The organism is Brucella sp. TWI432, from assembly GCF_039674445.1.
Classification (GTDB): Bacteria; Pseudomonadota; Alphaproteobacteria; order Rhizobiales; family Rhizobiaceae; genus Brucella; species Brucella chromiisoli.
In genome coordinates this window covers 1-19,217 of record NZ_JBDJNL010000009.1, presented here as the reverse complement: position 1 = coordinate 19,217, position 19,217 = coordinate 1, and the positions used below count along the sequence as shown (strand labels likewise).

Sequence of the window (19,217 nt, the reverse complement as noted above, 5' to 3'; positions counted from 1 at the left end):
GTTCACGTTATTTTGTTTGGGAGGACATTTCATGAAGGCCAACAGCCTGAAAATAGCGGGTATTGCGACTGCGCTGCTTGGAAGTGCGGTTGTTGCACATGCAAGCGGCCTGGAGCGTAGTTCGCAGGATTTTGATATCCTGTTTGAGCAGGGCACGGTCGTTGATACGACAGGAACGTTTGTTGCCCCGCAACGTAAGCTCAAGAATATTCGTGGTTCGGCCGTGGGGGCAGCAACTGGGGGCATTAACCCAATCACCAGACAGCCTTATGGTACTGAAGTTGATGAAGCCAAGAGTTATTGGGTTCCCAAATTTTCAGCTAAGGTTGATCTGACAAACGACCTCGCTTGTGCTGCACAGTACCGCCAGCCTTGGGGTATTCATACCGACGTTGGCACTGACACAGTGCGTATGTTTACGGCCATTGAGCAAAAAATTTCTTCACATGATTATGGTCTGAACTGCTCGTACAGGTTCTCCGCAGGTGAAAAAGGTTTTTTCCGCCTTCTCGGTGGCGTTAGTTATCAGGAGCTTAGTGGCGAGCAGACGCGCATGATCCCACCGGGATCGGCTTTTGGTGGCTCGTTCCGTGTGGCTTCGCTTGATGTGGAAGATAAGTCATTCGGCTGGCGTATTGGCGCTGCCTATGAACTCCCTGAATATGCAATCCGCGCAAGCGTTGTGTACCAGTCGGAGGTGAAATACACCCTTGAAGGCACTATTGATAATCTGGCTCTAAGCCCGATTACCGGGCGTGGGCTTCCGATTAGCGTTGCTGGCGATGTCTCGACGCCACAGTCAGTGGAATTCAAGTTCCAGACCGGTATTGCCCCGGATTGGCTTGCTTTCGGTTCGGTCAAATGGACTGATTGGTCAAGCGTCGAGAAGGTTGCATTCAATTCTTCTTCAAACCTTCAGCTGGCACCGGGTGTTGTTATTCCTAAGGGAACAAATATCACCAACCTGAACCTCTACTATCAGGATGGCTGGACTGTCAGTGGTGGTGTCGGTCATAAGTTCAATGAACAGTGGTCTGCGGCTGCAACGGTTACGTGGGATCGCGGGACGACAACCGGGCTTACATCGCAGACAGACGTTTGGCTGTTTGGTCTCGGAACAAACTACAAGGCGACGGATAATTTCGAAGTTCGTCTTGCTGGTGCCGCTGGCTGGCTGACGTCCGGTGAAATGGACGACACTTATATCAATGGTAAGTTCAATCCGACTGGTTCTAAGGGCGATTTTGGAAACGATTTCGTGGGCGCTTTGTCGCTGACGGCCAAGGTCAAGTTCTGATCGTTTAATGTCGACAAAAAAGCCCGGCTCGAAGCCGGGCTTTTTTGTTCAGAGCAGCGTTTTATTGCTCAAGGCGTGCAAGCAGTGACGATGTATCCCAGCGTCCGCCACCGTTTTTCTGGACTTCCTTATAGAACTGATCAACAAGCGCTGTGACGGGCAAAAGCGCACCGTTTCGGTCTGCTTCGTCAAGGCAAATTCCCAAATCCTTGCGCATCCAGTCGACCGCAAAGCCAAAGTCATATTTGCCTTCATTCATGGTGCGATGGCGATTTTCCATCTGCCACGAGCCAGCTGCCCCTTTGGAAATGACCGCAATCAGTTTTTCTATGTCGAGGCCGGCCTTCTTACCGAAGTGAATGCCCTCGGCCAGCCCTTGCATGAGACCGGCGATGCAAATCTGATTGACCATCTTCGCCAACTGACCAGAGCCGACAGGTCCCATCAACCCAACTGAGCGCGCATAGGCTTCGATGATTGGCTTGGCACGGTCGAAAATTGGTTCCTCTGCGCCGACCATTACAGTGAGAACGCCGTTTTCAGCACCTGCCTGACCGCCGGAAACCGGGGCGTCTATGAAATGAAAGCCGCGCGATTGCGCTTCTGCGTCGAGCTCGCGCGCAACCTCTGCGGAAGCCGTTGTATTGTCGATGAAGATCGCTTCTTTTTTCATGGTGGAGAAGGCGCCATTCGCCCCCACCGTCACTTCTCGCAGATCATCATCATTGCCAACACAGCAGAAAATGAAATCGGCATCTTTCGCTGCTTCCGCCGGAGCGGCTGCATGCTTGCCGTTAAACTGTTCTGCCCATTTGATCGCCTTCGCATCTGTCCGGTTATAGACCGTAACGTCATAGCCACCTTTGTTTTTGAGGTGGCCTGCCATCGGATACCCCATGACGCCGAGGCCGAGGAAGGCTACTTTAATTGCAGTCATTGTCTGTTACCTCCGAGAGGGAATATAAGAATGCTTAAAAGCAGGGATAAATATATGTCGCTGTGCAAGTGCCGCGGTTAGGTCAGGGGCGTCATCACGGTTTTCCGATAGGCCGCGCGCTGCGAAAGGCGCTGATACCAATCTTCTAGATGAGGCATTGACGGACGTGTGATCGGAAACGCGAACCAAGCATAGACATAGCAACCAAGTGGTATGTCACCAATGCCGAAACTTTCCCCCGATAGCCATTTTTGCTGGGAAAGAGCATGATCTGCAATCTTGAGCGATCGCGTCAGGCCCTCAATTCCGCGCTGCGCAACGGCCTTGTCGCGCTTGTCTTCGGGAAGCCGGATCAAATTTGCCATCACATTGCGAAAATCCGCATAAAGCGTGGAGGATGCCCAATCCATCCACTTTTCCGCCTGCGCACGTTCGGCAGGGGCTTCAATCCAAAGGCCGCTCTTTGCATGCGTTGCAGCAAGATAGCGAACGATCACATTGGATTCCCAGAGTGTTGTGTCACCATCTTCGAGGAGCGGAATGAGACCATTTGGGTTACGAGCGAGGAAACTCGCCTCCTGCAGGCCACCAAACTGCCCGCCTAAATTGATCTGCTCATAGTCGAGCCCGAGTTCTTCAGCTATCCAAAGCACCTTTTTGACATTGGTGGAATTGGTTCGACCCCAGATTTTCAGCATGATTAAGCCTGTCGATTTGCGATTGAAAGACGTGCGTTGCGCTTAAGAGAGCTATGTATTTAAAGCAGATCGCCCCCGGTAGCTGCAAGGCGAACGGGGGCGATAAATTTTCTTTATTCGTAATCTCAGCGGATCAAATGCCGTGTCAGGCGCCTTTCTAGGAAATCCCAGACATGTCGCAGGCACTCAACGATAATCAAATAGATGACTGCCGCCCAGATATAGGTCTGAAAGTCGAATGTGCGCGAATAAGCGCGGCGCGTCTCTCCCATAAGATCGAGCACAGTGATGATCGCGACAATAGCCGATCCCTTGATCATCAGAATGATTTCGTTGCCATAAGGGCGCAGAGCAACGATCAGAGCCTGTGGCAGGATCACTTTAACAAAAGTCACGCGTTTGGAAATGCCGAGCGCTGCAGCGCCTTCCCATTGGCCGAGTCCAACGCTTTGAATGGCCCCGCGCAGGATTTCTGCCTGATAGGCGGCCGTGTTCAGCGAGAAGGCGAGGATCGCGCAATTCCACGCATCACGGAAGAACACCCAAAGACCGACGCTTTCAAGAAAAGGGCGGAATGTGCCAAAGCCGTAGTAGATCAGGAAGGTTTGAGCCAGAAGCGGTGTACCGCGAAAGAAATAGACGTAGCCAAACGCAAGGCTGCGCAGCCAACGGTTTTTGGACATACGCGCAGCCGTAATCGGTAGCGACAAAATCGCTCCAATCACGATGGAAATAGCAACCAGTTGCAGGGTAACGAGAAGCCCCGACCAATAGCGCGGTCCATAGGTCTCAAAAAGATCAATGCGCCAGCTGTTATAGAGATAAATTGCAAGACCGAGGAACATCAAAGCCCAGAAGGCAACGATGATATGTCCGGCAATTCGTGTGCGTGTCCAAACTTTTGCAACGGGGGGCGGTGCCAGAACTTTTGTAGTGCCTGCAGAGATGACTTCACTCATAATCATGCTCCCCGCGATGCATTGTTACTGGCATCGGCCCAGCGAGCGATGCGGTTTATGAAATAGGACGAGATAATCGCAAGTCCAAGATAAAGCAGACAAGCCACGCCAAAAAACAGGAAGGGCTCTTTGGTGACGCGTGCGGCAATCGATGTCTGACGTAAAATATCCGACAATGTGATGACGGACACCAAAGATGTGTCTTTAAGCAGAACCAGCCAGAGATTGGCGAGGCCGGGAAGGGCAATGCGGATCAATTGCGGAAAAATGACTTTGCGCATGGTCTGCCAATAGGAAAGACCGACGGCATAACCACCTTCATATTGTCCGCGTGGAATGGCGCGGAAAGCCGACAGAAACACTTCACTCGAATAGGATGAAAACACAAAGCCAAGCGCAATCATGCCCGCTACAAAAGCATTGATCTCAATATTCGCATTGATATTGAAAAAGGTGAGCAATTGCTGGAGCAAAAGCGACGCACCGAAATAGACGAGAAAAAGCGTCAGGAGCTCCGGCAGGCCACGAAAAATAGTGGTGTAGATATTGCTGGCCAGTCGCATCGAGCGTTCACTCGACTGCTTTCCTAAAGCCACAATAAAACCCAGAACAAGACCGACGGGCAAGGTTGCAAGGGCCAGACTGATTGTGACGACAAATCCCCAAGCGATACTTTTACCCCATCCCCCAGGGCCAAAGCTTAACAATGTGGCGTAATGTTCCATGCGCCTAATCTCTTTCTGAGGGCTTCAAATCGATTGCGAAAATGCGATTTGACAACTTTTGAAAGTTTCTCATTATAGCCCAAATAGTTACGCCGGTTTACGTGGGCGTAAACCGGCGTCTGATATTAAGAAATTTTAGTTTTCTGCACCGTAGGCGTCGAAATCGAAGTACTTGTCATTGATTTCTTTGTACTTGCCGTTGGCGCGGATTGCCTTGATGGCTTCATTGAATTTTTCGATGAGTTCCGGGCGGCCTTTTTTGAATGCAACGCCTGCACCCGGACCGTGAATCTCGATCACCGGCGGGAACGTGCCGACCATCTTGCAGCATGCACCATCTGGGGTCTTGAGCCACTCGGAAAGCGTCACGCTGTCGTCGTTGACGGCATCAAGTCGACCGTTTGCAAGATCCAGACGATATTCTTCGGCCGTTGGATAGGCTTTGATCGTGCTGTCGGTAAAGGTTTTTTCCGAGTAATTGGCATGCGTGGTTGATCCCTGCACGCCAATGGTCTTGCCAGCGAGGTCTTCCTTGGTCACGCCTTTGATGTCGGTGTCTTTCGGAGCCGCAATGCCGGGAGGGGTGTTGTAGTACTTGTTGGAGAAATCGACCTGCTTCTTGCGTTCATCCGTGATGGACATCGAGGCAATAAAGGCATCGAACTTGCCCGACTGAAGGGCAGGGATGGCGCCATCCCAATCCTGGGTTACGAATTCACATTGGGCTTTCATTTCATCGCAAAGTGCCCTGGCAATATCTACGTCGAAACCGGAAAGCGTGCCATCTGGCTGAATGAAGTTGAAGGGAGGGTAAGCGCCTTCTGTACCAATCTTAAGCTTCAGAGGCTCCTGAGCATTGGCAATGCCAGCGCTCATGCTGCCAAGAGTAATTGCAAGTGCTGCTATTGATGTCGCCGCAGCGATACGCTTAATAACGCGCATTCTTAGTCCTCTCGTTTTGTTTCGGCTGGCTCCCTGATTATTTTTCTGGTTCAGCCGCATTTAAGGAGCATTATCGACGAGGATTGTTCGGTCGCAGGTCTGACAATGTGATCCCTGATTTCTATAATTAGATGCTAGAGCTGATAACGCGCAATAATTATTCGCACTTATGCCCATCCATCCGCCCATAACCCCATAATCCCACCATTTTTCATCGAATGGCAAGACGGTTTGAGTAATTTAATTTTTAGCGTAAAAAGGGATTTTCCAAAGAAAAGGCATGATCGAAAGATATTTTTCAGTGTTTTCCGTGTCGATATAATCAATTGTTAGTGAAAACCTCAAAGCTCCATCAATTGTTGAATGAAGTCTGCAATTTCTTCGATTTGATCAAGATGAAACACCGGTAATCTTTCATGGCTTTGCATATGATCGCTGGCAATGGCAACAATGCTGGAATCGCTATCGCAAAGCGGTGGCCCTTCGTGGCTGCCAATACGCCTAAGTTCGATCTTCTTATGAGGTTCGTTTTTGTAGCCTTCAATCAGAACCAGATCGCAGGGGGCCAGCTTGCTGACAATGACTGGTAATGACGGCTCTTCTTCGCCAAGATTTTCATGCATGATCGCATAACGTGCAGATGAAACGATTGCGACTTCCGCAGCGCCAGCATTGCGGTGCCGCCAGGAATCTGTCCCGATATGATCAATATCAAAATTATGATGAGCGTGTTTTACCGTCGAGATGCGATAGCCACGTTTGGTCAGCGCCTGAACGAGGCTTTCCGTCAGTGTGGTTTTGCCAGCATTTTTCCAACCGGTGATTCCGAACAGTTTATGGGTCATTGGATGGCCTCAATCAGCAGCTTTGCTACCTCAAGATCTTCAGGTCTGTTGATGTTGAAGAAGGGGTCATAAACTGCGCCATTGGATGTAAGTGCCACGAGCGCAAACACCACCTCTTCAAAACCGACATTTTGCGCGAAAGCAAGCACACTGGCCGTTTCGGTGCGTGCCAGCCAGTCAATAAGCGGTTGCAGCAGCTCTGTTTTCCAAAGCCCGCAAGTCGGATGAACACGGCCATTGGAACACGCAAGCACAATGCTGGCACCGGTTTTTGCTTGCTGCTCGTAAAGCCGCGATACAAGGTCAAGCGGCAGAAAGGGGCAGTCGGCTGCAACACTCAGGAGCAACGGGAAACCGGCGGCATATTCCAATGCTGTCTTGAGCCCCACAAGTGGCCCACCATGCGCGGAAATGGAGTCCGCTGTCACAGGTATCCCTAGTTTTGGAAGACGGCCATGATCGCCATTGGCGTTTAGAAAAAGCTGATCGACCTGCGGTGAAAGGCGCTTTGCAACATGTTCAAGAACTGTCTTTGTGCCGAGCTTTTGCAAAAATTTATCACCCGGCACACCGCCCGCCTGCATGCGGCTGGACTGGCCTCCGGCAATAATGGCACCTGCGATACGGTGCGTCTTTCCTGTCACGTGGGTTCTACTCCCGTGGGCGCAGCAGCCAGTGTGCTTTTATAGTGTTCCCGCTTTTTGAGAACATTTTCGCGGTACACCATATAAATACCGCTGCTGACGACAAGAATTGATCCGAGGATTGTATAAGTGTCTGGCGCCTCATTGAAGATCACAGTGCTTAGAAGAATCGCCCAAAGCAGGCTCGAATAGCGGAATGGCGAAACAAATGAAATTTCACCTTCACGCATCGCCAAAATGATAAAGTGATAGCCAACCAGCAAAAGTGCTGCCGCCACAGCCATGAAAAGAATTGGCTCAAGGCCGATGGGTTGCCAGCCGCCCATAGGCACTATGAGTGCTCCACCTGTGAGTGCAATGGCACCGGCAGTGAGCGTTGAGAGATAAAGTGTCGGCACATGTGCCGGGACGCGGCGTGTCGCAATATCGCGCATCGCTGCAAAGCAGACACTGGAAAGCAAAATCCCCACGGCGGCAAGCGTTGTTGAGGTGTCAGCGCCAGGACGAATGATAATCAGAACCCCGATCAACCCGAATGAGATACACATCCAGCGCCGCCAGCCGACTTTTTCATTCAGAAAAAGCACGGCGCCAACGGTCACAACCAAGGGCGTTGCCTGAAATACGGCTGAACAGAAAGCCTGTGAAAGATGCCCGAGCGAATAGATATATGTGACTGTTGCCAGCACTTCGCCCAGTACACGCAGCAACGTCATCTTATCCATCGACATGTTGCGAAGCGCTCCGTTGCGCCATGCGAGCAGGCCGATTGCCGTTGTTGCAAATATTCCTCGAATGAACATGTACTGACCACTGTTCATATGGATCAGCAAATATTTGGTAATTGAATCGCCGATGGTGAATGTCCCCATGGCGAGAAGCATGAAAATGCTTGCACGAAAATTTGCAGTTTGCGGCACAATATAAAATCCGATTTTGGGACTTTCTATCGCTACCTTATGATTTAGATAACGTCCAATGCATATGTGTTGCGAATTGATTTAAATTATTTATCCGCCAGTCAGGCTCATGTGGCGTGCAACGGCCGGGCGATTATGGTCGCGATCAATGATGAAATCATGGCCCTTGGGCTTGCGTGAAATGGCCTCGTCAATCGCATCATTGAGAACGCTGTCACTTTCGCTTGCACGCACTGCGGTGCGCAGATCCGCATCATCGTTCTGACCAAGACACATATAAAGCATGCCTGTGCATGTCAGACGCACACGGTTGCAGCTTTCGCAGAAATTATGCGTAAGGGGTGTGATAAAACCGAGCCGGCCACCCGTTTCTTTTATGGTGACATAGCGGGCAGGGCCACCGGTATGATAGGAATTGTCGGTTAGTGTGAACTGCTTGCCAAGATCGACACGAAGCTGCGAAAGCGGCAGATATTGATCCGTGCGATCAATCTCTATTTCACCCATCGGCATGGTTTCGATCAGCGTCATGTCCATGTCACGACCATGCGCCCAGCGGATCAGCTCTGGAATTTCAAACTCATTGAAGTTTTTCAGCGCAACAGCGTTGATTTTAATGCGAAGACCGGCCTTCTGCGCAGCGTCGATACCTTCAATGACGCGATTAAGATCACCCCAGCGGGTAATAGTACGGAATTTATCAGGATCAAGCGTGTCCATCGAGACATTGATACGCTTTACACCACATTCTGCGAGTTCATCAGCATAACGGACAAGTTGCGACCCGTTGGTTGTGAGCGTCAGCTCGTCCAATGCGCCGGTTTTGAGGTGACGCGACAGCCCGCGGATCAGATGCATGATGTTTTTGCGAACAAGCGGCTCACCGCCTGTCAGGCGCAACTTGCGCACACCCTTATCGATAAAGGCGCTGCAAATCCGATCCAGTTCTTCGAGCGTCAGCAGGTCTTTTTTCGGCAGAAACGTCATATGCTCTGCCATGCAATAGGTGCAGCGGAAATCACAGCGATCTGTCACTGAAACGCGCAAATAGGTGACAGCGCGTCCAAACGGATCAATCATATCTCCGGTCGAAGAAACAGCAGGCAATGTCTGAGATTGATTCATAGAATAAGCCATTGTTTCAAAACGCTGCAAAGTCACCCCTCTTCAAGAGATAAGTTCCCTTGAGGAGTTTGTCCAGTTTATGTGACTGTCATCCTGTATATTGCAGAATCAAACGCAGCGGGAATGACGGAGAACAATTATGAGTGATGTCTGGCCGACCGAGTTGCGGGTGTCGAAGGATCGCAAGCTTTTGACGGTGGCTTTCGAAAACGGTGAGCGTTTTGAGCTGACAGCAGAATTCTTGCGTGTGCTCTCTCCTTCGGCAGAAGTGCAGGGCCATTCACCAGAACAACGGGTCACGGTGGGCGGCAAGCGCAATGTGGAAATCATGCGTATGGACCCGGTCGGCAACTATGCCGTCCGTATTACTTTTGATGACATGCACGATACCGGACTGTTCTCGTGGACTTATCTGCACAAGCTGGGCACTCAGAAGGATACTCTCTGGCAAACCTATCTGGACGAGCTTGTGGAAAAGGGGCTGAAACGCGACCCGAAATAAAAAAAGGGGCGATAAACGCCCCATTTTTAACCGAGATTGAGCTCTTTGAAAAAGTCATTGCCTTTGTCGTCGATGACGATAAAGGCTGGAAAATCGACCACTTCAATGCGCCATATGGCTTCCATGCCGAGCTCTGGATACTCGACCACCTCAACCTTCTTGATGCAGTCCTGAGCAAGGCGGGCAGCAGGGCCACCAATCGAACCCAGATAGAAGCCGCCATGTCTGCCACACGCTTCACGGACCTGACGCGAGCGATTGCCCTTGGCGAGCATCACCATCGAACCGCCAAATGACTGGAACTGATCGACATAAGAATCCATGCGGCCAGCCGTCGTTGGCCCAAAGGAGCCGGATGCATAACCGGTTGGCGTCTTGGCTGGGCCTGCATAATAAATCGGGTGGTTCTTGAAATAATCCGGCATAGGTTCGCCGTTTTCCAGCCGTTCGCGGATTTTCGCATGCGCCAGATCGCGTGCGACGATGATTGAGCCAGTCAAAGAAAGCTGTGTCTTTACAGGGTGTTTCGACAGTTCCTTAAGTATCTGCTCCATGGGCTGGTTGAGGTCAATTTTGACCACATGCGATGAGAGCTTTTCCTCGTCAATCTCTGGCATATACTGCGCGGGATTGGTTTCGAGTTTCTCAAGGAAGATACCGTCTTTCGTGATTTTGCCTTTGGCCTGCCGGTCGGCAGAGCAGGAGACACCCAGACCAATTGGCAGCGATGCGCCATGGCGGGGCAGGCGGATAACGCGTACATCGTGGCAGAAATACTTGCCGCCAAACTGTGCACCGACGCCAAGCGACTGTGTCAGCTTATGGATTTCAGCTTCCATCTCCAGATCGCGGAAAGCATGACCGTCTTCCGAACCCTTGGTTGGGAGACTGTCGAGATAGCGCGTGGATGCGAGCTTCACCGTCTTGAGGTTCATTTCAGCGGAGGTTCCGCCGATAACGATTGCCAGGTGATACGGTGGGCAGGCCGCAGTGCCGAGGCTTAAGATCTTATCCTTAAGGAAATCAATCAGGCGGTCATGCGTCAGCAACGATGGTGTGCCCTGATACAAGAACGTCTTGTTGGCAGAGCCGCCGCCCTTGGCAACAAACAGGAATTTATAGGCGTCTTCGCCCTCTTCATAAATGTCGATCTGCGCAGGCAGATTGTTCCTGGTGTTCTTTTCTTCGAACATCGATAACGGGGCGAGCTGCGAATAACGCAGGTTCTTCTTGTTATAGGCATCCAGAACGCCGGCAGCGAGCGCATCAGCATCACCGCCTTCTGTCCAGACGCGACGGCCTTTTTTACCCATGATGATTGCTGTGCCGGTGTCCTGGCACATGGGCAACACACCGCCGGCCGCAATATTGGCATTTTTCAGCAGGTCATAAGCCACGAAGCGGTCATTATCGGTGGCTTCCGGGTCTTTCATGATATTGGCAAGTTGCTGCAAATGGCCGGGGCGCAGCAGGTGATTGATATCCGCAAAGGCAGCTTCCGACAGAATGCGCAGGCCTTCAGCATCAACGCTCAGAACTTCCTGTCCCTTAAACATATCGACCGAAACATGATCAGATGTCAGTTTGCGATAAGGAGTGTTGTCTTTGCCAAGTGGAAAAAGATCAGCGGCGCCTGCTTCTGCCATTGTGGTACCTCGCGTGCTTGCCAGTTACATATTCTCGCCGGGCTTTTAGCGTGATGCTGGGTGGATTCCACTGCGGCACTTTGTGCAGATCCGGAATTAATCGTTTCGTATGTGTCTGCAAAAACGCTTCTCAAGAAAAATTGATAGAACTGCCCGAAAAAAAATGAGGAGATTGCGTTAACGTTAAAAGATTCTATACGAGATTCATCAATTCTATGGGCGAAGATTGACGCAGGCCGCTATAGCGGTTGTGCTGAATTGGCGGTTGGAATGCAGTTCTCCAGAAATTTGAATCGGAACATTGAAGATAATCGCAAACGCGGTCCTTATGTCCGCAAAGCGATGGCTTTCGCACTGGCCGCATCGACACTTTTCTCGACAGCGCAGGCGCAGGCAGCAAATTCGCTGCTTGAGCTGTTCCAGCAGCGCCGTCAGCAGCAAGCCCAACCGGTTCAACCGCCAGTGCAGGCCGCACCGGCACCCAAGATTGCAAAGCCGGTTTCCGTGCCCAGAGCCGCCATACCGCCCGCACAGCGTGTGACGGTTAAGGGACCGCAGATATACGATTACAAGCCGGACGCCTTGATTAATGTCGATTTCAGCGCGCTCGATATGCAGGTGACCGCAGCTGTCGCTGCTGCGCAAACAGATCCTCTGACATCAGGCATGTCGCCGATTGGCCCAACAAAAAAGGTGACAGAAACACCGGCTGAACTAGCTTTTGATGCGGCGGCGGATTATCTCAAGACTGTTAATGTGAAAGCAGAAAAGCAGATCGCGGACGCCATCGTCAGCTTCTATTCTGAAAACCGCAAATTCCTCTGGTCAGCCGATAATAAGGCTCTTGATAAGGCGCGCAGCGTCGCCGCGTTCTTTGCGCAGTCGGATGAAGATGGGTTCAACCCCGAGGAATATGAAGTTTCAATTCCCGGCGATCATTTTGATGAATCGCAGCTTGCAGAACGCCAACAAAAACTCACGGATTTTGAAATCCGCATGTCAGCGCGCGCGCTGCGTTATGCAATCGACGCAGGCGAGGGGCGTATTGTTGCTGACCGCTTGAGTGGCTTTCACGACCTGCCGCGTAAGCGCGTCGATCCAAAGGCGGTCCTTGCTCGTTTGGCGACGGAAACTGATCCGGTCGCCTATCTGAAAAGCTTTCAGCCAAACAATGAAGCCTATTCGGCCCTGAAGCGCGAACTGGCGAACTCAGAGGCGCCAGCAGGCGAACCAATTCGCATTTCACTCGATAAAGCCATTCGTCCGGGAGATACCAGCGATCAGCTGGCCAAGGTTGTGGCGCTTATTACGCATCATGCACCGTCGAGCTATATCGAACAGCATCGCGATGTGTTGCAGGCCCATGCCGATACAACCATTTACGACCCGGAGCTGACCACGGCCATTAAGGATTATCAAAGGCTTTCGGGCAGCACGCCTGATGGCATCATCGGCAAAAATACGATTGCAGCGCTTCAGGGTGAGCAAGATTCGATCAAGCGCGATCGTATTCTCTATTCGATGGAACGTCTGCGCTGGCTGCCACATGATTTCGGATCGCGCTATGTGATGGTCAATCAGCCATCCTATCGCGCTGAATATTTCGAAAACGGCAAAGAAAAGCTGGCAATGAATGTCGTGATCGGTTCACCAACGCATCAGACCTATTTTTTCTACAATAAGGTGCAGACCGTTGTGTTCAACCCATCGTGGGGTGTGCCGCGCTCAATCATCCTGAATGAAATGTTGCCCAAAGTGATGCGCGATAACAGCTATCTCGACCGCAATGGCTATGAAGTTTATGTTGGCGGCAAGAAGGTTTCGGCAAGTGCGGTTAATTGGAATGCCGTTGCCGCAGGCAAAGCCCATGTTGGCATCAGACAGAAGCCAAGCCTTGATAACGCTTTGGGTGAACTCAAGATTTTGTTCCCAAATGCCCATGATATTTATATGCATGACACACCGGCAAAATCTTATTTCAGCCGCGACATGCGTGCCTTAAGCCATGGCTGTATTCGTCTAGAGCGTCCGCGTGATATGGCGGCGGCGGTTCTTGGTAAGCCTGTTGCAGACCTGAGCAAATATTTCGGCAAGGATGAGCGCGGCATCAAAGTCGCTGATCCTGTTCCGGTTTATATTGCCTATTTCACCGCATGGCCTGATGCATCAGGCACCGTTCGTTTTTACAACGATGTTTATGGCCGTGATTCCGGTTTGCAGAAAGCTTTTGATAAAACGGCTGAATCGCGATTAGCTTCTCTTTAAGTCGCTATCTTATTTATTGACTGATGGCATTTGAAAAAGGCGGACTTAGAGCGCATTTCGATCTGATTGGATCAGATCAGCGCCCCAAGTCCGCCTTTTTAACTTCAATTTTGAATATAGCAGGCTTTTCCCTGACCCCGCGCCGGATCACCGAAAGTCTGATTGTTACATGGTACGCCGTCACGGAAAACGCGTTCTACGAAACGCCCTTTCGCACCATAACGAACGAGCTTGCGGCCATAAAAATCGCAAAAGCCATTTTCTTTGGCGCATTGCTGCCATTGACTACGGCCCCGGTTGTCTCGTCTACCACCACGCCAGTCGTTACGTCGATCATCACGACGATCCTCGTAACGCTCACGCACGACATATGAGCAACTTTTTCTTCTCTTAGGCGCAGGATCTCCAAAAACGCGGTTCGAACAGCGAACTTCCGGGCGGTCGATAAAGCGCGATGTACCCTGCCCATCAGCGCCGTAAATAACCTCGGTCGGGTAAGGCAATTGGCAAATGCCGTTTTCCGATGCACATTTTTGTAGACGCGCTGCTTCTGCGGAGGCAGGCGCGAGCACATACATGGATGCGATGAAGGCTGATATGCCTGCAATCAGGCTGAGTTTGTTAGACAGAAGAGCTGCATGCGAACACCATTGTTTGAGTATTGATCTGCTGAAAAATATAGAACCCGCATATTGAATATAGAGTGAACGATAATTCACGTCTCTATCTATCTGAATTTGATGCACGCGTCGTTTTATTTGAGAGAAATGATTGTAAAATTCCGTTGCCGCAGTTTCCTTTCTGTCTTGAATCCGCAACAGTGCACCTGAAGGTTTCTCGTCAGTAAGGTCGTTTGAAATGCATGGTGAATATAAGGTCCACGGTGGAAAGCTGGTCGTTATCGATCTGGAGGTTCAGGACAATAAACTCTGCAACGTACAGGTTGCCGGTGATTTTTTCCTCGAACCCGGCGAAGCCCTTGATGATATTCGCAATGCATTGAATGGCCTGCCTGCAACGGCGTGCGCTGAAGAAATCGCGGATGCCGTGCGCAAAGGGCTTCGTCCCGATGCCTTCATGATTGGTTTCAGCCCGGAGGCGGTGACCATTGCGGTTCGTCGCGCTCTCGGCGTTGCAAGGACATGGCGCGATTACGAATGGCAGATCATTGATATTCCGCCACTCAGCCCGACAATGCATCTGGCGCTTGATGAGGTTCTGGCGCGCGAAGTTGCTGCCGGGCGCCGTGCACCCACATTGCGCTTTTGGGAGTGGGAGCGTCCTTCAATCATCATTGGTGCATTTCAGTCACTGCGTAATGAAGTGGACATGGATTCGGCCGAAGAAATGGGCGTGGAAACGGTGCGTCGCGTAACCGGCGGCGGTGCTATGTTTGTCGAACCTGGCAATACGATCACCTATTCACTTTATGCGCCTGGGGATTTGGTCCGCGATATGAGTTTTGCCGATTCCTATGCATTTCTTGATGAATGGGTGCTGAAATCCCTCAACTCGCTTGGAATTGACGCTTTTTATAAGCCGCTCAACGATATTGCGAGTTCGAAAGGCAAGATCGGAGGAGCCGCTCAAAAGCGTTATTCCGGTGGAACCGTTCTGCATCATGTCACGATGGCTTATGATATGGATGCAGAAAAGATGGTGAAGGTCCTGCGGATCGGCCGTGAAAAACTCTCTGACAAGGGCACGGCCAGCGCCGCCAAGCGCGTCGATCCTGTCCGCAGTCAGACCGGCCTGCCGCGCCGCGAGGTCATTGATCGTATGACGGAGACATTCATCTCGCTTAATGGCGGTGTAAGCGGCACGATTACGCCGGAGGAATTTGCCGCAGCAGAGCAGCTCGTGGAAGAAAAATTCGCGACTGAAAAATGGCTGCATCATATTCCGTAAGCAAAGAATAGCTGCAAGCTGCGCAGCGCCGCGTGACAGCGGCGTCAAGCCATGTCATAGGGATGCCGAGTTTTCACAAGGCCTCCCGCGCATATGATCCGTTTAGACAATATCAGCAAGTCCAATAGCCATCGCATTCTGTTTATCGAAGCTTCAGCCGCTTTGAACCGCGGCGAGAAGATTGGCCTCGTCGGGCCGAATGGTGCTGGCAAGACAACGCTTTTCCGCATGATTACCGGCGAAGATCTGCCTGACGAAGGGCAGGTCAATGTCGAAAAAGGTGTAACGATTGGCTATTTCAACCAGAATGTTGGTGAAATGGGTGGGCGTTCGGCTGTTGCCGAAGTGATGGACGGGGCAGGGCCGGTAAGCAGTGTCGCGGCTGAATTGCGCGAACTTGAAGCCGCCATGTGCGACCCCGATCGTCTTGATGAGATAGATGCCATTATCGAGCGTTATGGCGAGGTGCAGGCTCGTTATGAAGAGCTTGACGGTTACGGGCTGGATGGCCGTGCGCGTGAAGTTCTGGCAGGGCTTAGTTTTAGTCAGGAAATGATGGATGGCGATGTCGGCAAGCTGTCCGGCGGCTGGAAGATGCGCGTGGCGCTTGCCCGTATTCTGCTGATGCGCCCGGATGTTATGCTGCTTGACGAGCCAAGCAACCACCTTGATCTCGAAAGCTTGATCTGGCTCGAATCCTTTCTTAAAAACTATGATGGCGCGCTGCTCATGACATCGCATGACCGCGAATTCATGAACCGCATCGTGACCAAGATTATCGAAATTGATGCCGGGTCGCTGACCTCTTATGCGGGGGATTATGCCTTTTATGAAGGCCAGCGCGCACTCAACGAAAAGCAGCAGCAGGCGCAATTCGAGCGCCAGCAGGCAATGCTCGCCAAGGAAATCAAGTTTATCGAGCGTTTCAAAGCGCGTGCATCACATGCTTCGCAGGTGCAAAGCCGTGTCAAGAAACTCGAAAAGATCGACCGTGTGGAACCACCGCGCCGCCGCCAGACGGTTGCTTTTGACTTCGCTCCTGCACCGCGCTCAGGCGAAGATGTGGTCAGCCTTAAGGGCGTCAGCAAAACCTATGGAAGCCGAACGATCTATGATGGTCTGGATTTTATGGTTCGGCGCCGCGAACGCTGGTGCATTATGGGCGTGAACGGAGCAGGCAAGTCAACGCTGCTTAAACTTGTGACGGGTGCAACCGAGCCGGATCAGGGCATTGTGAATCTTGGTGCGAGCGTGAAACTTGGCTATTTCGCGCAGCACGCCATGGATATTCTGGATGGTGAAAGCACCATTCTTGAATGGCTGGAGCAGCGTTTTCCAAAGGCAGGACAGGCACCTTTACGGGCATTGGCTGGCTGTTTTGGTTTTTCCGGCGATGATATTGAAAAGAAATGCCGTGTGCTGTCCGGTGGTGAAAAAGCGCGCCTGGTGATGGCGGCAATGCTGTTTGATCCGCCGAATTTCCTCGTGCTTGATGAGCCGACAAACCATCTTGATCTCGACACAAAGGAAATGCTGATCAAGGCGCTTTCAGCTTATGAAGGCACAATGCTGTTTGTATCGCATGATCGCCGTTTTCTGGCAGCTCTGTCTAATCGAGTTCTGGAACTCACTTCCGATGGCATTCAGCAATATGGTGGTGGTTACACCGAATATGTCGAAAGCACCGGGCAGGAAGCGCCCGGTTTGCATGTCGGATAAAACAAACAAAGGCGGGACATTCCCGCCTTTTCTTTTGCGCTTTTATCGCAAGCGGCAAAGGATCATCTTTGATATTAAATTAGCGCAGCGACCTTTTCATGATCAGAGGACCATCTGTTTTCTGCTCAACATATCGCATAATGACCCGCACAGTCCGTGAACGCACCGAGGTTTTGCTGGCGCACTTTAAAATGGCATCCTGTGCCGAAACAGCAAACTCTCGTCCCGCTTTTCTAACCGGCTGAAACTCCACTGTTAAAATGCGCGTCAGTTGGCCATTTCCGTCATAAGTAACTTCGAAAGTTGCAGACGCACGGCTGTAGTTCGCATCTTCCGGCAATTGCCAACACTGTTCGGCCATCTCGGTCACAATTTCAGAGTCAGTTGCGGCCGTTGCAATTGTTGGGATAAGCCAAAGTGCAAAAACGACAATTCCGATTAACTTTTTCATTCGTCTCTCAAGCAGCTTCGCCTTTGGCTTTGTTTAAGATAGGCATTCAGAAAACAAATACCGATCATAAGGCCGATAATTGCTTCGGCAACAGCGGATACCATTTGCGCTTGTAACACCAAGCAATATCACGGAGGTCGGAAATAAGAGGGGATGATGTTTACCGGCTAAATGACTGAAATGGCGCACCCGACAGGATTCGAACCTGTGACCTCTGCCTTCGGAGGGCAGCACTCTATCCAGCTGAGCTACGGGTGCATCACCGGGAGGCCTGAGCCTCGTATACCGAGGTTCTAAACGAAGCGATTGATTGCTTCAATGGCCTATTTGGGAAATTCTAATGGTTTATCCGCAAATTTTGCACGTTCAGGATTTTACGCTCGAACTTTGATGACACCACCGCCAAACTACTCAAGTCTCTCGGTGTAAAGCAACGGTGCTGTCAACACTTGTCATCACTCCCAAAAAAGTCCCTAAAGGCAGATCATCACTAACACGCAGCCAATCCTGATATCCAGTTGAGCTGCGACCTTTTACGAGAGATGAAGCTGGTGAAGGCTTGGAAAACGGAATATCGCGGGTCAACTCCAGATATTCCCCATGTGAAATAAGGCCGCCATCAGCCATTAATTGTTCACGCAGCTTTCTGACATTTAACGGTAAACTATCTGTAGCCCTGGCGTTTATTTTTGAGCCAGCCTTGAGAGTGTAAGCACCATCTTCATAGCGTAAAAATGCCTTCTCGTTTTTTCTGTTCGGTAGCGTTGCATAAAGATCAAACGGCGCTATTTCCGATACTTCACTTTGGTTTATTGGTGCCGGGGAAGCTGTAATACGCTCCTGCACTGAGAATAAGTCGTAGCCAAGTGCCTCAAGCACATAGATCATGTTGCGAAGATAGGTTTGCATAGTTGCAATGTCTGCGCGTGGCAAATTTGAGCCGGTCGGCCGGTTAGAATTGGCAACGAGTGCCTTCCCACTATTATCTTTTAAAATAGCCCAGAGCTTCTCTTCCAGCCATTTGACGTGGGCACGCGTCAGATTGTCGTCCTTGCTGGTGAAGATCAGGAAGGTATCAAACGCGATTGGAAACTTGCTGTTCGTATAGCGTTGCGAGAATTCGTCACTTTCACCAACATAAATTGCGGGCAAATCATCCTCAGCGCCAGATCTGATGAGAAGATAAACGCACGAACGGCTAAGGACTTCATCCTGAAGCGCTCGCTTGAAGAACTCGGGTTGCCCCGTGATAGCAACGCCTGTCCAGTTGTCGAGCTCGACAGTGCGAAGACTGCGCGGATCTTGCCCTGTGATGAAAATCTTTACGACACGACCGAACGCTTCATTGGAACTCATATTATTCTGACACAGCCCCCCCAGATTTCGAGATGTATTCTTTAACATAACGCACTGGCGTAATGTCAAATTCGATTCGGAATAGCAGGTGGAAATTGAAGCATGTTCACAGGTGAAATTCGCTCAATAGTTGATCAGGTCTGGAATGCTTTCTGGGCAGGTGGGATTGGTCTGCCCCCATGGGGTGATCCGTGTTTACTGTTAGTGCATGCTGGGTCGACTTGCCACTGCTGGTGTTGACGCTGGCCCATTTTGTGAGGGCCAGACGGCTGCTTGTG

At 51.0% G+C, this 19,217-nt stretch carries 18 protein-coding genes and 1 tRNA gene; 5 read left to right on the top strand and 14 right to left on the bottom strand.

Annotation, left to right across the window (positions count from 1 at the left end; genetic code table 11):
* Positions 1 to 31 precede the first annotated feature (31 nt).
* Entirely contained in the window at positions 32 to 1,297 is a 1,266-nt protein-coding gene (locus ABE527_RS13370) for an OmpP1/FadL family transporter (RefSeq protein ID WP_499694145.1), read from the top strand.
* 61 nt (positions 1,298 to 1,358) lie between these two features.
* Here ABE527_RS13370 and ABE527_RS13365 read toward each other — a convergent pair whose 3' ends face one another.
* The 9 genes from ABE527_RS13365 to moaA form a co-directional block, all read right to left on the bottom strand.
* The gene (locus tag ABE527_RS13365) at positions 1,359 to 2,234 is read right to left on the bottom strand and encodes an NAD(P)-dependent oxidoreductase (protein ID WP_499697196.1); all 876 of its coding nucleotides are present in this window, start codon (positions 2,232 to 2,234) and stop codon (positions 1,359 to 1,361) included.
* Between the two features lie 77 nt (positions 2,235 to 2,311).
* Complete coding sequence (locus ABE527_RS13360; RefSeq protein WP_499697195.1) at positions 2,312 to 2,932, bottom strand: glutathione S-transferase family protein; 621 nt, start codon at positions 2,930 to 2,932, stop codon at positions 2,312 to 2,314.
* A gap of 125 nt (positions 2,933 to 3,057) precedes the next feature.
* Positions 3,058 to 3,891, bottom strand: a complete 834-nt coding sequence (locus tag ABE527_RS13355) for an ABC transporter permease (protein WP_499697194.1) — start codon at positions 3,889 to 3,891, stop codon at positions 3,058 to 3,060.
* Between the two features lie 2 nt (positions 3,892 to 3,893).
* Positions 3,894 to 4,616 carry an ABC transporter permease gene (locus ABE527_RS13350; protein ID WP_265983778.1) on the bottom strand — a complete coding sequence of 241 codons (723 nt, stop codon included), beginning with the start codon at positions 4,614 to 4,616 and terminating at the stop codon, positions 3,894 to 3,896.
* Positions 4,617 to 4,751: 135 nt separating this feature from the next.
* Complete coding sequence (locus ABE527_RS13345; protein WP_265983780.1) at positions 4,752 to 5,558, bottom strand: ABC transporter substrate-binding protein; 807 nt, start codon at positions 5,556 to 5,558, stop codon at positions 4,752 to 4,754.
* A gap of 341 nt (positions 5,559 to 5,899) precedes the next feature.
* A complete protein-coding gene (mobB, locus tag ABE527_RS13340) occupies positions 5,900 to 6,403 on the bottom strand; it encodes a molybdopterin-guanine dinucleotide biosynthesis protein B (RefSeq protein WP_499694141.1) in 504 nt (167 codons plus the stop codon).
* A complete protein-coding gene (gene mobA, locus ABE527_RS13335) occupies positions 6,400 to 7,047 on the bottom strand; it encodes a molybdenum cofactor guanylyltransferase MobA (protein WP_499694140.1) in 648 nt (215 codons plus the stop codon). Before mobA ends, mobB begins: the two co-directional genes overlap by 4 nt.
* Positions 7,044 to 7,931, bottom strand: a complete 888-nt coding sequence (locus ABE527_RS13330) for a DMT family transporter (protein WP_265983889.1) — start codon at positions 7,929 to 7,931, stop codon at positions 7,044 to 7,046. Before ABE527_RS13330 ends, mobA begins: the two co-directional genes overlap by 4 nt.
* A gap of 126 nt (positions 7,932 to 8,057) precedes the next feature.
* Positions 8,058 to 9,092 carry a GTP 3',8-cyclase MoaA gene (gene moaA / locus ABE527_RS13325; RefSeq protein WP_499697193.1) on the bottom strand — a complete coding sequence of 345 codons (1,035 nt, stop codon included), beginning with the start codon at positions 9,090 to 9,092 and terminating at the stop codon, positions 8,058 to 8,060.
* A gap of 139 nt (positions 9,093 to 9,231) precedes the next feature.
* On the opposite strand from moaA, the gene ABE527_RS13320 reads away from it, so the two are divergent.
* The gene (locus ABE527_RS13320) at positions 9,232 to 9,594 is read left to right on the top strand and encodes a gamma-butyrobetaine hydroxylase family protein (protein ID WP_265983783.1); all 363 of its coding nucleotides are present in this window, start codon (positions 9,232 to 9,234) and stop codon (positions 9,592 to 9,594) included.
* A 26-nt stretch (positions 9,595 to 9,620) separates the two neighbouring features.
* On the opposite strand, the gene ABE527_RS13315 is transcribed toward ABE527_RS13320, so the two are convergent.
* A complete protein-coding gene (locus ABE527_RS13315) occupies positions 9,621 to 11,240 on the bottom strand; it encodes a fumarate hydratase (protein WP_499697192.1) in 1,620 nt (539 codons plus the stop codon).
* A gap of 270 nt (positions 11,241 to 11,510) precedes the next feature.
* Here ABE527_RS13315 and ABE527_RS13310 point away from each other — a divergent pair, with 270 nt between their 5' ends.
* Entirely contained in the window at positions 11,511 to 13,505 is a 1,995-nt protein-coding gene (locus ABE527_RS13310) for a L,D-transpeptidase family protein (RefSeq protein ID WP_499697191.1), read from the top strand.
* Positions 13,506 to 13,609: 104 nt separating this feature from the next.
* Here ABE527_RS13310 and ABE527_RS13305 read toward each other — a convergent pair whose 3' ends face one another.
* The gene (locus ABE527_RS13305) at positions 13,610 to 14,224 is read right to left on the bottom strand and encodes a hypothetical protein (RefSeq protein ID WP_499697190.1); all 615 of its coding nucleotides are present in this window, start codon (positions 14,222 to 14,224) and stop codon (positions 13,610 to 13,612) included.
* Between the two features lie 139 nt (positions 14,225 to 14,363).
* Between ABE527_RS13305 and lplAB the strand changes: the two genes are divergently transcribed.
* Both lplAB and ABE527_RS13295 read left to right on the top strand, forming a co-directional pair.
* Positions 14,364 to 15,413, top strand: coding sequence for a lipoate-protein ligase LplAB (gene lplAB / locus ABE527_RS13300; RefSeq protein WP_499697189.1), 1,050 nt, complete (start codon positions 14,364 to 14,366; stop codon positions 15,411 to 15,413).
* 93 nt (positions 15,414 to 15,506) lie between these two features.
* A complete protein-coding gene (locus ABE527_RS13295) occupies positions 15,507 to 17,132 on the top strand; it encodes an ABC-F family ATP-binding cassette domain-containing protein (protein ID WP_499697188.1) in 1,626 nt (541 codons plus the stop codon).
* Between the two features lie 79 nt (positions 17,133 to 17,211).
* On the opposite strand, the gene ABE527_RS13290 is transcribed toward ABE527_RS13295, so the two are convergent.
* From ABE527_RS13290 to ABE527_RS13280, 3 genes are all read right to left on the bottom strand, one after another.
* On the bottom strand, positions 17,212 to 17,583 hold the full coding sequence (locus ABE527_RS13290; RefSeq protein WP_499694137.1) for a hypothetical protein: 372 nt from the start codon (positions 17,581 to 17,583) through the stop codon (positions 17,212 to 17,214).
* A 181-nt stretch (positions 17,584 to 17,764) separates the two neighbouring features.
* Positions 17,765 to 17,841, bottom strand: a tRNA-Arg gene (locus ABE527_RS13285).
* A 153-nt stretch (positions 17,842 to 17,994) separates the two neighbouring features.
* Positions 17,995 to 18,939 (bottom strand): DUF4357 domain-containing protein, encoded by a 945-nt coding sequence (locus ABE527_RS13280; protein WP_499697187.1) that lies wholly within the window; start codon positions 18,937 to 18,939, stop codon positions 17,995 to 17,997.
* Positions 18,940 to 19,217 lie beyond the last annotated feature (278 nt).

What these genes read in the sequence shown, in the direction of transcription:
- ABE527_RS13370 (WP_499694145.1), top strand. Translation starts at nt 32, where the DNA reads ATGAAGGCCAACAGCCTGAAAATAGCGGGTATTGCGACTGCGCTGCTT.
- ABE527_RS13365 (WP_499697196.1), bottom strand. Translation starts at nt 2,234, where the DNA reads ATGACTGCAATTAAAGTAGCCTTCCTCGGCCTCGGCGTCATGGGGTAT.
- ABE527_RS13360 (WP_499697195.1), bottom strand. Translation starts at nt 2,932, where the DNA reads ATGCTGAAAATCTGGGGTCGAACCAATTCCACCAATGTCAAAAAGGTG.
- ABE527_RS13355 (WP_499697194.1), bottom strand. Translation starts at nt 3,891, where the DNA reads ATGAGTGAAGTCATCTCTGCAGGCACTACAAAAGTTCTGGCACCGCCC.
- ABE527_RS13350 (WP_265983778.1), bottom strand. Translation starts at nt 4,616, where the DNA reads ATGGAACATTACGCCACATTGTTAAGCTTTGGCCCTGGGGGATGGGGT.
- ABE527_RS13345 (WP_265983780.1), bottom strand. Translation starts at nt 5,558, where the DNA reads ATGCGCGTTATTAAGCGTATCGCTGCGGCGACATCAATAGCAGCACTT.
- mobB (WP_499694141.1), bottom strand. Translation starts at nt 6,403, where the DNA reads ATGACCCATAAACTGTTCGGAATCACCGGTTGGAAAAATGCTGGCAAA.
- ABE527_RS13330 (WP_265983889.1), bottom strand. Translation starts at nt 7,931, where the DNA reads ATGCTTCTCGCCATGGGGACATTCACCATCGGCGATTCAATTACCAAA.
- moaA (WP_499697193.1), bottom strand. Translation starts at nt 9,092, where the DNA reads ATGAATCAATCTCAGACATTGCCTGCTGTTTCTTCGACCGGAGATATG.
- ABE527_RS13320 (WP_265983783.1), top strand. Translation starts at nt 9,232, where the DNA reads ATGAGTGATGTCTGGCCGACCGAGTTGCGGGTGTCGAAGGATCGCAAG.
- ABE527_RS13315 (WP_499697192.1), bottom strand. Translation starts at nt 11,240, where the DNA reads ATGGCAGAAGCAGGCGCCGCTGATCTTTTTCCACTTGGCAAAGACAAC.
- ABE527_RS13310 (WP_499697191.1), top strand. Translation starts at nt 11,511, where the DNA reads ATGCAGTTCTCCAGAAATTTGAATCGGAACATTGAAGATAATCGCAAA.
- lplAB (WP_499697189.1), top strand. Translation starts at nt 14,364, where the DNA reads ATGCATGGTGAATATAAGGTCCACGGTGGAAAGCTGGTCGTTATCGAT.
- ABE527_RS13295 (WP_499697188.1), top strand. Translation starts at nt 15,507, where the DNA reads ATGATCCGTTTAGACAATATCAGCAAGTCCAATAGCCATCGCATTCTG.
- ABE527_RS13290 (WP_499694137.1), bottom strand. Translation starts at nt 17,583, where the DNA reads ATGAAAAAGTTAATCGGAATTGTCGTTTTTGCACTTTGGCTTATCCCA.
- ABE527_RS13280 (WP_499697187.1), bottom strand. Translation starts at nt 18,939, where the DNA reads ATGAGTTCCAATGAAGCGTTCGGTCGTGTCGTAAAGATTTTCATCACA.